The 12,269-nt window shown below is 56.7% G+C and carries 14 protein-coding genes; 7 read left to right on the forward strand and 7 right to left on the reverse strand.

The annotated features are described in order from the left end of the window. Positions 1 to 12: 12 nt before the first annotated feature. Positions 13 to 918, reverse strand: coding sequence for a phage tail protein (locus D2K64_RS14590; RefSeq protein ID WP_120009112.1), 906 nt, complete (start codon positions 916 to 918; stop codon positions 13 to 15). Between the two features lie 130 nt (positions 919 to 1,048). Between D2K64_RS14590 and D2K64_RS24415 the strand changes: the two genes are divergently transcribed. Next, on the forward strand, positions 1,049 to 1,288 hold the full coding sequence (locus D2K64_RS24415) for a hypothetical protein (protein WP_157985854.1): 240 nt from the start codon (positions 1,049 to 1,051) through the stop codon (positions 1,286 to 1,288). Positions 1,289 to 1,303: 15 nt separating this feature from the next. Here the strand turns inward: D2K64_RS24415 and D2K64_RS24420 are convergent, their stop codons facing one another. After that, entirely contained in the window at positions 1,304 to 1,924 is a 621-nt protein-coding gene (locus tag D2K64_RS24420; protein ID WP_157985855.1) for a hypothetical protein, read from the reverse strand. Between the two features lie 379 nt (positions 1,925 to 2,303). Here D2K64_RS24420 and D2K64_RS14595 point away from each other — a divergent pair, with 379 nt between their 5' ends. Beyond that, complete coding sequence (locus tag D2K64_RS14595; RefSeq protein ID WP_120009113.1) at positions 2,304 to 2,861, forward strand: recombinase family protein; 558 nt, start codon at positions 2,304 to 2,306, stop codon at positions 2,859 to 2,861. A 316-nt stretch (positions 2,862 to 3,177) separates the two neighbouring features. Here the strand turns inward: D2K64_RS14595 and D2K64_RS14600 are convergent, their stop codons facing one another. From D2K64_RS14600 to D2K64_RS14615, 4 genes are all read right to left on the reverse strand, one after another. Beyond that, positions 3,178 to 3,867: a hypothetical protein gene (locus tag D2K64_RS14600; protein WP_120009114.1), complete on the reverse strand. Its 690-nt coding sequence runs from the start codon at positions 3,865 to 3,867 to the stop codon at positions 3,178 to 3,180. A 250-nt stretch (positions 3,868 to 4,117) separates the two neighbouring features. Then, the gene (locus D2K64_RS14605; RefSeq protein WP_120009115.1) at positions 4,118 to 5,464 is read right to left on the reverse strand and encodes a phosphatase PAP2 family protein; all 1,347 of its coding nucleotides are present in this window, start codon (positions 5,462 to 5,464) and stop codon (positions 4,118 to 4,120) included. 298 nt (positions 5,465 to 5,762) lie between these two features. Continuing rightward, complete coding sequence (locus D2K64_RS24425; protein ID WP_157985856.1) at positions 5,763 to 6,443, reverse strand: hypothetical protein; 681 nt, start codon at positions 6,441 to 6,443, stop codon at positions 5,763 to 5,765. A gap of 171 nt (positions 6,444 to 6,614) precedes the next feature. Continuing rightward, the gene (locus D2K64_RS14615) at positions 6,615 to 7,184 is read right to left on the reverse strand and encodes a hypothetical protein (protein WP_120009117.1); all 570 of its coding nucleotides are present in this window, start codon (positions 7,182 to 7,184) and stop codon (positions 6,615 to 6,617) included. Between the two features lie 908 nt (positions 7,185 to 8,092). Between D2K64_RS14615 and D2K64_RS14620 the strand changes: the two genes are divergently transcribed. The 5 genes from D2K64_RS14620 (at position 8,093) to D2K64_RS14635 (ending at position 11,805) form a co-directional block, all read left to right on the forward strand. Further along, complete coding sequence (locus tag D2K64_RS14620; RefSeq protein ID WP_120009118.1) at positions 8,093 to 8,866, forward strand: hypothetical protein; 774 nt, start codon at positions 8,093 to 8,095, stop codon at positions 8,864 to 8,866. Beyond that, positions 8,863 to 9,201 carry a hypothetical protein gene (locus D2K64_RS14625; RefSeq protein ID WP_157985857.1) on the forward strand — a complete coding sequence of 113 codons (339 nt, stop codon included), beginning with the start codon at positions 8,863 to 8,865 and terminating at the stop codon, positions 9,199 to 9,201. The genes D2K64_RS14620 and D2K64_RS14625 overlap by 4 nt, the downstream gene beginning before the upstream one ends. A gap of 42 nt (positions 9,202 to 9,243) precedes the next feature. Further along, on the forward strand, positions 9,244 to 9,513 hold the full coding sequence (locus D2K64_RS24430) for a hypothetical protein (RefSeq protein WP_157985858.1): 270 nt from the start codon (positions 9,244 to 9,246) through the stop codon (positions 9,511 to 9,513). Positions 9,514 to 9,886: 373 nt separating this feature from the next. Then, entirely contained in the window at positions 9,887 to 10,255 is a 369-nt protein-coding gene (locus D2K64_RS14630; protein ID WP_157985859.1) for a hypothetical protein, read from the forward strand. 857 nt (positions 10,256 to 11,112) lie between these two features. Beyond that, positions 11,113 to 11,805, forward strand: coding sequence for a Crp/Fnr family transcriptional regulator (locus tag D2K64_RS14635; protein WP_238384200.1), 693 nt, complete (start codon positions 11,113 to 11,115; stop codon positions 11,803 to 11,805). A gap of 82 nt (positions 11,806 to 11,887) precedes the next feature. On the opposite strand, the gene D2K64_RS24435 is transcribed toward D2K64_RS14635, so the two are convergent. Beyond that, complete coding sequence (locus D2K64_RS24435) at positions 11,888 to 12,127, reverse strand: DUF6894 family protein (protein WP_157985860.1); 240 nt, start codon at positions 12,125 to 12,127, stop codon at positions 11,888 to 11,890. Positions 12,128 to 12,269 lie beyond the last annotated feature (142 nt).

Below are 12,269 nucleotides of genomic sequence, written 5' to 3' on the forward strand. Positions count from 1 at the left end.
GTTATCCCCCGATCAGCCCTTGAACATCAGAAAGGCCAGCGCGAAGAAGCTGGGGCGATTGTCGAAGCTGATGGTGTGTGCGTGGCCGCCTTCCGGCTGAATGCCATGCGTGTGCTCGCCATCGCCTGCGATGCCGTGCGTGTGGCCATGACCGGAGCCAGTGGCGCTGGTAAGGCCCACAGTGCTGGTCGGAGTGCCATCCATGCGCAGAATGTAGTTGTTGGTGTTGCCGTAGTTTCCGGTGATCTCGATGAGACCGCCACCACCACCACTGTTAGATACCATGCCATGCTGGTGTGCTGGAATGTGCTCAATGCCCAGTGCGGTATGACCCACGGTGCCGCCATGGGTGTGATAGCCACCGGCCGTGACCACGCCAGTGTGGTTGTGATGGCCATTGGTGGAAGTCTGCACGTTGTGGGTGTCCACGCCGCCAGTGACACCAACGCCATACGCTGCGCCTGCACCCACGATGAAGCGGTTGCGCAGATCGGGAGTGCCATTGGTGCCATTGCACACGTACCAGCCAGCGGGCACAGCGTTGAGATCGCCATACCACATGACCACTGTGCCCACGGGGATCAGTCGCACGCCATTCTGCTGGATCAAGCCCGCGTTGATCACGCCGCTTGGCGGCGTGGTGAATGCAGGTGCCACAATGGGGCCACTCATGATGCCACCAGCCAGAGTGAGCACCTTGGTTAGATCTGTCTTGGCAGTGTTTAGCTCCGTGCGAAGAGCCACCACGTCATTGAGCTGTGCCGCTGTGACAGTGACCGGACCTTCCAAGCTGGTGAACTGGTTCTTGATGGTCTTCTTGATGCCGCGAATGTGGTCATCACCCTGAGCACGGCTGTCACCACCGGCAGGGCTGTTGATGTCTAGGTCTTTGACCAGATTGAATGTCTCTAATGCCATGCGGTGTCCCTAGCTGTGAGTGGTTTTGCTTATTTACCGACCTCACAGACAGGGCTGGGGTGTTGGCCGCCGAAACGGATCTCAGGGCATGCGTGCTGTTTTTAATGGCGGGGGATGGTATTCTCTGCCCATGAGCCAGAAGCACAGCCCCCGGATCATTGAACGTGGTGAGAAAGTCACCGACTGGACAGTGTATGAGTACCGGGGCACCACAGTGCGGCACAGTCAGAGCACAGCCATTCTCAAGCTGCCGGGCCACCCCTATGACGGCCTGAGTGCCTGGGGCAATGCAGAAGCAGTGTTTCGGATCATTGCTGCGTGGGTGGATGAGCAGACATTGCCGCCACCCTATCGGATGCGTGGGCAGTAGTGCAGGCCATGTAAGTCAGCGCTTGCCGTCGATCACAGCGTGCACCTCCTTTTGCAAGATCGCGAGGTGGTCGGTGATAGTTTTGAGCTGCTTGATTAGATCACGCACAGCTTGGGTGTCGGGCTTCTGCGCATTGAAGCCATTGTTCATGCGATCTATGCTCTTGCGGTACGTGGCCAAGCTACCAAGGATGTACGCTGCGGAGTTGCGCCCACGTTCTGGCAGATGCTGAAATCCCCCGGAGGCGTTCTCGAATTCAGTCATCAAGCTGGGGCTGATTATCGGATCGGGTCGAACTCCAATTAATGCCAAATCGCTGAAATAGCCACGTTGCGCCAGTGATGTTTGACCCTTTGCAGTCTCAGCCACGAGCTCGTTGATCAGCGGCAACAGACGATACGCTTGGATCACCATGAGTGGTTTGCGGTCGCGCGACGCTTGACGAATACGTACTACTTCGATCCACACGGCCACTGTCACAGCCAATACACCAGCCACAGCAGTGGCGTAGGCGCTGAGTGCATTCCAGCGATTGATCTCGCTTTGGGAATCAAACAGATACCAACCGCCAATACCTGCCAGCACGAGCGCCAACAAAGGCAGCGCGAGCAATACAAAATCAATCAGTTTGCGCATGCGTGTGCCTCTTCTCGACCGCACATCGTAACAGTGGCCAAGAGGGGTGCCTAGATAGTAGCAGCGAACTCTACAGAGCAGAGTTGCTGTCGGGATGCTGCATCAAAAAGGGCAATGAGGAAGGGTGAAGCCGTGGTTTTTAATTCACAGTTCGCAGATGTGAGTTTGGTTTTGGAAACGAGACCGAGATGACCTAGGGCGAACAACTCTAGCATCATGAGCCTGCATGTCAGCCGAAGACTGCGTGGCCTACAGGAATGTGTGCGTGAGTATCGCAATGAGGATGTCCTAGTGTGACTGTGTCGGCTTGAGATACTTCTTGCTCTTTGATTGCTGCGACACTTCGCTGAGCGAGTGATGCAGTTGATGGAGTGAGCAAGTGAAAATCGGGTATGCGCGTGTTAGCACGCAAGGTCAGGACGCAGGCTTTGAGGACCAGCACGCGGAGTTGCGTGCTGCTGGGTGCAGCAACGTAGTGGGTGAGAAGGCCAGTGCAGTTGGCCACCGTCCCATGTTCGACAGCTTGCTTGCGTCGCTGAAGCCCTCAGACGTTCTCGTAGTGACGAAGATGGATCGGCTTGCACGTAGTACGGAGGAACTGCTCAGGGTTGTCGCTGACCTCGACAGACGCTCTGTGGGGCTGATCATTCTCAGCATGGGTGGGCAGCAGATCGATAGCCGCACGGCTACTGGCAAGTTCATGCTGACAGTATTGGGCGCAGTGGCCGAGATGGAGCGCAGCATGATCGTTGAACGGCAGCGCGCAGGCATTGCCAAGGCTCAAGCGGAAGGGAAGTACAAGGGTCGTGCTCCCACTGCGCGCAACCAGCTGGACCGCATTCGGGAGTTGAAGGAGGGCGGTATGTCAGTGGTGGGTATAGCGGCTGAGCTGGGCATCAACAGGGCCACAGTGCATAGGCTGATGCGGGTCAGCTAGGGTCACAGAGCGTCACACAGGGCTGTAGGGCAACAGAGCGCTATCCACGTAGCGCTCTTCCTGTCTGTGCCCTCTGCGGGCTTCTGAGGGCAGGAGTACTGAGGCGATTTTCAGGAGTGAGTGGAGAGGTGGAGGAGAAGGGTGGATCATGCATTTCTCTTCTTGTGAGTGGCATTTCTCCGTTGTGTTGCAGGGGCCAGTGGTATTTCGGCTGTCTAGGTGTGTGACTGTGTCTCTCTGCGGTGTGCCTGATCTCTTTCAGCCGTGCGGTGTTTCCACAGCACGAGACATCGTCTTCTGATCTCTCAACAGCCAATCAAGTCTTCCTTTTCGGTGATGGCCTGTCGGGCACGAAGATGAAATCGCCTCCGTGTCGCGAGAGCATCAGTAGCGTGGCACTAAGGTTTGCAGTGTCGCGTAGCATGTCGGACATGTATGGGGCATGTCCGCTGCGTGCATGGATGTTCACTATGAACTCTTCGTTGGTCAGATCTATGCAACTGGCTGAGTATGTCTGCATCTTGGCAATCACGCGAATGAGGTGATCACACGTCCGATCGCGGAACAGATGAAAGCTGCCATTGTGTGCGACCAGCGCTTGGATCTGCTTTTGAACCTTGGGGTGCAACCACTGCTTCGCGACTAGATAGGAGACGTGGTACGAGCTGTCACTACTCTTGAGCTGTCGCGCCATGTCCCTCATGACATCCACGAGCGCTTTGGTCTGCTGGTACAATGCGGGTGAAAGGGCACGGGCGCGCTTGTGGTACTCGGCCCGCTGTGCCGTGTCGCGTTTCCATTCTTGCCAGCTGCTCCAGACCAGAGCAGTAAACACCGCCGCTGCGGTCCAGTAGGCCGCCATGGCATCCATGAGATCCGCTTGCTCCACCAGCAAGCCAACTGTCACAGCCGTGGCGGACACCGAGATCAGATACGCCCAAAGTACTTCGGTGGGTGTGGGGACGTGAAGCCAACTGCGCAAGTACCTGGCGATGATCAGCAGCACGCGCGAACCTCTTGTTCCGTTACACAAGAGTATCACTAACTCTGACGGGTGACTAGTTGGAGGTCAGATGGCTCTGCTCAGCTTGAGCAGCATGACTGCCAGACGGCTCGCTGCACGTGATGCAGCCTGCGTCTGTAGTTGTCCAGTTAAGCCTCCCGGAGACGAAGCAAGGCTTAACTGGTGAGGCGCGAATACGTCGGCTGAAGCTCAGGCTGCTGCGGGTTCTTGTTGCGCAGGTCTAATGCGGCTTTCAGGTGGTGCCGAGGATTCTGAGCAGAGGCAGCCCACGCTTGGGTTGCGGCGCTACTTTGTCATGCGTCTCGTTGCCAGCACATGGCGTGCGATCTGTTGGAATATCATCGGGTGGCGTGGGCAGTTGATCTGACATGCATTCGACGTCTGGGTCAGGGAGGTTCGGTTTGGTGTAGGCCTTGATACAGTCTTTCTGTAGCTGAGCGATGACTGCTTCGGCGGCAGCGCGACCGATCTTCTGGCCAGCCAAGTGATCGAAGTGCCAATGCACGCCTGCCCACATGCGCGCTTCGCCAATGTTGTTCGCAAGCCGACGTAGCTCAGCGGCAATCCATATCGGGTTCTCAATGTCCTTCGTGTCAAATTTGCCTTGCCGATCTTTGAGCTTGTCTGCTCGGTCGAAAATCACAGCATCTTCCATGTTGCGTGTTTCGTCAGGACAGAAGAGGTATTCGAGAAGCCAGCTGGCGGCTGCACTGTAAGTGCTGTGGCCGGAGGGCCATGCCGGGTGGCGTGGCGTGCCGGGAGAAGGGCAGGGAAATGGGCGAGGTGAGGTGTTCACTTCGTGACCCTCGGGATCCACAATGGTGTCGTACAGCACAGTGAATGTGTTTGCGGCTGTCTTGGCTGAATCATCCTTGCTGTCGGCACGCTTGGCCTCGGCGGCCGCATACTCCGATGGACGCAGCAAGCGGCTTTGCGTGGCATCGAGCCATTTGTAGTGCCACGCGGCACTGAGAGCCGCGTATATGGCCATGTCCAATGCCATCCACATTCGTGCCTGCCGTGGCGGAGAGATATCAATTCGCCCGAACAGCAGCCAGTTCATCGCGTGGCGATGGTATAGTCCTGGTGTTTCGTTCTCGAACAATCGCGCTAGTTCTTGCCCTTCTTTCACGAGTGTCGTGGGAGACAGAATGCGCAGATGCTGCTCGTTCACATTGCCTATACTGTATTCGGTGTGCTCTTCGATGTCGATGATGGCTCCAAAGGGAACTGATTGTAGGTGGAGGAAGCGGCTAAGTGGTGTCAGATCAAAGCGCTGCTGCTCATCTCCAGCGGCATTCGGGGCTTGATAAGAGACGTGGGTGGGATAGGCGTCGGAAGAGCGTGCCTCTTGTAAAGCTATCAAGATGGCAAACTGCGCAGCAAGATCATCGTAATTCTGCGGGAAGTCAGCGTTCGTGAGCTTGAATCTGCTGTCGCCACCTATGATGTTTTGAATGTCGCTGAGCGACGGCAGACACAGGCTCCGTTCAGTTAGCCAATGTCCTGCTGTTGGCTCGACTTGATTTCCAGGCAGTTCATACCGCAGGGCGCCTTGTGCGCCTGACGCTGCGTCCATATTGGCATCCTCGTTTTGGTTGACGGCAAATCAGTGTATAATCGAAATGGAACAATGCCACATGGATTTTGGTGTTTAGGCGATGGTGACGAATTTGTGTTGGAAAGCCTCACTTGCTTCCAGCGTTGTGCTTTCAAAGCTGGGCTGGCTCCTAGTGGTGAGGCGGCCGGGCACTTGTGGTGGATCGGCCTGAGCAAGTGATGCTGAGCGGGTCTGCGCGGGTCACACAGCGCGTTTCGATCTCGCGGCTGTAGTGCGTACCATGAGGGGCGTATTGCCCCTCTCTGCCTGCGAGTAGTCATCGCGTGCGGGCGCCTCCACGGCGGCTTCTGAGGTCCATGGCCTGCTCCAAACTCTCGCCATCACGCAAGCGGCGGTGCAGTGTGTCTGCCTTGACGCCGATACTCTCGGCCCATTCACGCACTGTGGCAGTCTTGCCCTGGTACGTGATGGAGCGACCATGGCGGTTGCCCCTGTGAGGTTTGCTGTAAGAGGGGCAGCGCTTGGAAGTGAGGGCTTGCTCAATGGGCATGCACCTCAGGCGATGGAGCATGTTGCCGTAGCTGTAGCCTAACCGATCTGCCCAAGCCTTGCCGGACATCACTAGGCCATTGTGCGCGAACATCGCGGCGTGGCGTCCTGGCCCGCTTTGCTCTTCCACCGGATAAGCGTCCCATAGGGGTTCTGCGGGCACCGTACAGGGCGTTTCAGGCTCAACACTGTCCCGGCTTAGGGGATTGGCTTTAGGAGCCTTGTAGGGCGTCTGTGGCTCGGGACAGGGCTGCTGTGCGGACAGTGGGCTGCGCTGTTGGGCCAGCTGCTCACGGAGGGCCTGGTACTCGGCCTGATAGTGCTCTCTGCCCTGCTGGGTCAGCGGCCAGTGATGGACCGTGATCTTGCCTTTGGCTCGTTCAGTGAGGGGGCTGAGCCGATAGAGGCCTTCGACGGGTGGGGCGAGGATGGTGAATGGGCTGGTCATTGCGTGCGGGTTCTCCTTCTCAGCCTACTTACCGCCGCATGAGGCCAGCTTGAGCTTGAGGGGTGGCCAAAGGAGAACCCCATGACCGCAGGGGGCCATGGGGTCTGAAGTGCTGGTGCCATTGAGATTGAGCAGCCAATGGATTGGAGGACCTTGCACTCTCAGTGGTATTTATTCGTCGGCCAGTGGGGGCAGAGCTGCAAGCTGGGTAAACATCTTGCGCATCTCGACCTGTACCAAGCAGCGCACCAACTCCACCATCTGCGGGTTGAGCACTAGGTCATCCACGGAAGGATCTTCGTCTTCCATGGTGGCAAATGCCTGGGCAATCTCATCCGGTGTGGCGTTCTTGGTAGTCTCTGCAAGCAGGCGCTTGGCGCTGGGTAGTAGGATGGGCTCGGGCATATTGCGCACAATGGCCGGTGTTGTCGGTGTGCGGGTCACGACACCACCAAGGCGGTGGTTCGTGATGTTTGTCGGAACAGTGCTGCCAAAGCGCTCATTGTCTGTGTCACTGTCGTCGCTGTTCACGTAGTCCTTGAACCACTGCGGCACTGCGACCTTCTTGAGCTTCTTATTGAACTTGAGCGCGCGTGCTGCCCATAGCTTGAGATTGGGGCCGAGATAGAAGCCTTCTGCGCCGTACTTGTCGAAGCGGTTGAGGATCTCTTGTGCGCGATCCTGGTACTGCTCGTCGGTGACTTCTACGAGCTTGACGAGGAAGTTTCTGATTCCAGACATCTTGCGTGTCCTTTCATGAACGAATGAATTTAGGAATGAATGACTTGGGCAGCGCTTTCTCTGTCTGCCATTGGTATTTACCTTCATGCGTCTGAGGTTCTATGCGCAGTTAATGCACTCAGTGACAGCGTCTACGATGCCCTGTGAGCGCCTGTGTGATTGGCTGCTATACAGTTGGCTCTCGGTGCATGAGCTGCCCTGTGTGACCCGCGCAGGGCATCTGTGGGCGTGTTTGCAGGGCGCGTGTGCTGCTGGATTTCGTACGCGCGCCACGTCACTCACCCTGCCAATTCCTCTCAAGAACCAGGAGTGGCAGAAGGCCACGACCACAGCCAATGACCCACACATCTGACAACCCAGGAGTGACGAAGTCACGACACCTGAGGAGTGGCAAAGCCACGACAGATGAGCACAAGCGAAGCGTTGAAAGGGCGAAGCCCTGACGAGCTGAAAGCGACGTGTTCGCCTGAGGCGTGCCACGAAAGTGGCGCAGCCAGGCGAAAGACGATTCGTCTTGTGTTTCTTCTTTCAGGGGAAAGTGGGTGGTCCTATCTACTTCTACGAAGTAGATGGGATCAGCCAATTACTTCTGAGAGAGGAAAGCCAAGTCAATCAAGAAGAGTCATATGGGATCAGCCTATTACCTGTTTTCTTGTGTCACGTCGGATGAATATTGAGAAAGCCAGCTGAGCCCAGCTACAACGAACTCAGACGCAGGGTGCAGCGAAATGACGCTGCTAGATAAATAGATGTGTAGATCGGAGAGACAGGCTTCCAACAACTCGTCTCAGATACAGTTTTCCAGCAGTCACTGACCCCGGCCAGGGTTCGATTGTTTGGTAAGCCCGGTGCGATTTGGAAGCCCGCACCGGGCTTTTTCTTTTCTCTAACACGAGGGCTTCCACCCCATGAAGACATACACACCCGAAGACGTCGTCGCATTCCTCACCGGCCGCTATGAAGCAGCCCGTCGGTATCAGACCGGCAAAGGCGTCGATTTCCAGCTGACACTGTCCCAGTATCTCAGCCTCTACACCTCCTTCCGTCGAAACACACTGCTCAAGCACCTCAACAAGCGTGGGCTGAATGCCTTCGCCAAGATGTTCCGCGATCCAGAGACAGGCTTGGTTCTCACATGGAAGACCGGCAAGCCGGCTGCTGTGATGACGGTCAATGACGTGCAGATCATGACCCGCAAGCAGAGCATCAAGAACGCCCAGTTCAAAAAGGGCGACAGGCATAGCGAGAAGACCAAAGCTCGTCAGTCACTAGTGAAGACCGGCATCGCTTGCTCACGTGAGAAGGCCGACAAGATTGCAAAGACGCTCACTGGCACAAAGGACTCAGACGAGACGCGCGAGAAGAAGCGCTTGAAGGCGCAGGAGCGTTGGGCACGCGTGCGCGCGCAGAAGGTCGCAATGCAGCAGACTGCACAGACCGAGAAGCTAGAAGCCGCAATCGTTGAGAACGCAGTACAGCAGGCCGAGCAGCCAGTTGCTAACGCCACCCCGGACAACAGCGCGGAACAGGTGCTAGCCCGCATCAAAGACATCAAGCTGGCTCACGAAACTCATCCGGCCATGAAGATCATCGCAGACATCAAATCACATAAAGACGACCTGGATGTGTTCGCATTAGTGAAGCGACAGGCAGCAATGTTCAGAGAGGCAGACGCATCATGAAGAACAACAAGGTGAATCAGGAAGTTCGTGTTCGCATCGAAATGCGTGATCTCTCAATCCGATGCCGGATGAGGGAGGAGTTCATTACCACCCTCCAAGGACTGATCATGCGGGGCAATCTCCAGAAGATCAGAGCGCTTGCGGGCATGGAGCATTACGAGGAATGCGATACGCTACAGAGTATGAGGCAGGATCTTAGGAAGCAACACGATCAGCTCAGTGAACTTCAAACCGCGGAGCAGAAGCGTTTGGTGCTGTTGAATGCTGTCGTGGAGGAGCACGAGAAGAAGGGCACCGACATACTCATAGCTAGAATGACACACGGCATCGACTAACAGTCGCACAAACAACAAGAACACCGTCAAGGAGTCACATCAATGAAGCAGACGCTTAGCCAGCGCCTACGCACCGAGTTGCCCTATGCAATCTACAAGCTGGAGGATGGCTCGGAACTCATGGTCAATCGCAACTACCACAAGATCCTACTGCGAACAGGCAATGTGGTGGAGCAACATTCGAGACCAGTGCAGCTAACACCAGCGATGCACGGCACACACTTCTACGATGACGGCAACCCACCGTGGGAATGCAAGAAGAGCCGAAAGGCATGCGAAGCCAAGCTACGTGAGTGGCAGGCGTTCGGCTGACAAAGAAGAACCCCATGCCATAGTGAGGGCATAGGGTTCATCCACCTTTAGGAGTCGTCTAGAAGAGCAGCTTCGATAGTTCAGCTGTCCTGGCACGAAGTCTGGCGCTCTTCTACTTATCACTCTCCGGAACATCACTCTCACAGGATTAAATACAGGCATTGGCCATGCGCAATGCTGGCATCAACGCCAGCATGAAAGCCCTGTATGAGCACATCAGTCACCATTGAGCGTCGCGGAAAGCCACGCAATCCACAGAACATCGACACACAGATCCAAGATGCCAAGCATGAAGCAGAGCGCTCACGCATCGTCAGAGACAAAGAGGTTGATCGCCTGAAGGCCTTCCTCGCACAGCTATTGGGAGGCGAGCATGGACACACTCAAGGACATTCTTAACGGGCCAGTTGGTGCCGCACTCGTCACAGCCATGCTAACTGCGGTGACCACAATCGCTGGTGCCGGTCCTGGCGCTGCATACCTGTTGATCGGGTTCGTGTTCGTGCTGCTAGTCAGCCATGGCAACCTCAAGCGTGAGATGAAGGAACAGCGTGTCAGCTTCGAGGCGCAGCTACGCGAGGAACGCGAGCGCGTGGATGAAGAGCGTGTGCGTGTGGACGTGATCCGCAAGGAAGCAGGCGAACAGGTCATGCAGTGCTTCAGGGATCTACGCGATGGCAACATTGCAGTCACCGAGGCGGTTAAGACGTTAGGTGCCATTGCAGCCAAGCTGGTCAGCTGAAAACAAAAATGGCGAGCGGATTGTCCGCTCGCCATTTCCACGACATCAAGAATGACACTCGACAGTTAGGATTTTACGGAGAGCGATAACAGAGTTACGCCGTAGTCGTCACTTGCAAGATCACTGAGGGGTTCACCTCCATGCGTTGCTGTGTGGAATAACTGCTCTTCTACCAAGTGGTTTCACAAAACTTCCACACTTCGCATTTGTGCAGTGCGACATTTGTGCTGCACTGCAACAGTTCGGTGGCGTTGACCGTTTCTAGACAACTTGCAGCCACGTTTGCACCGAACTCGGCAAGTAGATGAGGCTGACCAGTCAGAGGGAAGCGTGCAAAATGTCCCAAGCTGTTACTTCACTGTCTACCACCACTCTCGCGGTCCAAGCGGCTTTGATCCGCACAGGGCTCAGCGCTGCTGAAGCCAGGGTGATTGTCACCGGGTCGCCCGAACGCACTGCGTGGATTGAGACGTACCTACAGGGCAAGAGCCTGGACCTTAGCAGTCGCGACGTGGCAGCACTGGCACATGACTTGCGCGGGCCGGTTTGAGGGCCGACTGCCGGAGCAGCGAATAGCCGTTGTTTGGCGAGACACCCGAAGTAGTATACTCCTCCCAGGTCGCCAATCAGGGTGAAGCCTCGATCAGGAAGCCGCTAACTGTAGCTCTGGAGCTTTTTGTGCGGTTTCGTACTTATATCCGGTGCCTCCCCGCACCAGATACCGTTTATTGCCTGCTGAGGCCCCCTCCGGCGCAGGCAGCTGAGAGATGCCATGCGCTCCCGCCGACACCCGTTCGCTAGAGCTCATCATGGCCCCCCCGTCTCGACCCGCTCCCCGCAATCGCCTGCTGGCCGCCTTGCCGCCTGAAGACCTCGCGACGCTCTGGCCACAGCTGAAGCTTGTTGAACTGCCTATCCGGCGGGTCCTGCACGCGCCGGAACAGCCCATCACCGAGATCTACTTCCCCGAGACCGGCTATGTTTCCATGCTGGTCTACATGGAGGATGGTGATGCCATCGAGGTCGGGCAGATCGGCTTCGATGGCATGGTCGGGATTCCAGTCGTGCTTGAAGGTGATTCCGATGGCCTGGAGGCCATGGTGCAGCACCCAGGCACCGCGTTGCGGATGAGCGCGGCGGCACTGCGGGAGATGCTGGAGAGCACGCCCGCGCTCCACTCCCTGCTGCTTCGCTACGCCTTGGTGCATCATGAGCAGGTGGCCCGCACAGGCGCCTGCAACGGGCGCCACGGAGTTGCCGAGCGTCTGGCCCGGTGGCTGCTGATGGCGCATGATCGGAGTGAAGGCGACACCTTCTCGATGACGCAGGAGTTTATGAGCATGATGCTCGGGGTGCGTCGGGCCGGCGTCTCCGTAGCAGCGGGGTTCTTACGGAAAGCAGGCCTCATCCACTACGAGCGGGGGGAGATCACCGTGACCAACCGGCCCGGCCTGGAGGCTGCCGCCTGCGAGTGCTACGGCATCGTGCGCCGTGCCTCGGATCGCTTTCATGGGCAGCAAATCTTATCACCACAGCTCGTCTGCCAGTGAAAGCCCTGTGTGTCTGCTCTTCTCGCTAGGTTGAAGATTCAATCAAAGGCAGCAACCAGCAACGACCGAAGAACGCTTAAAGCTACTTCAGCTTGACTGCGTCGGCGAAAGGAACTGTTGCAAGAAGCTGCCCTGCTTCGTCGCAGATCTCGAATTGCTGGTTCCTGATGAGCACGCCATCGCTATCGACTTGCTGAGCCAGCAACTGGCGGGCCGCCGTCTTAGCCTCATCTTGTGCCGCTTCAAGATGCGGAAAATCAGCCCCTTCCACATCTTGGAATAGCCGATCGATGGTGCGCACATGGAAGAAATACAGGGGCATGAAGCAAGAGCGTGCGGAGGGGCTAGGAGTTTCGGTAGCAGTCGTTCTGGTTGAGTTTTCCCCCCCCTAGTACTACAGTTGCTTTTTACAGCGTGACTTGAGGTGAGCGGCACGTGCGGCCGCCTGATGCTGTCGTCGCCAG

Source organism: Teichococcus vastitatis, assembly GCF_003604215.1.
Lineage (GTDB): Bacteria > Pseudomonadota > Alphaproteobacteria > Acetobacterales > Acetobacteraceae > Pseudoroseomonas > Pseudoroseomonas vastitatis.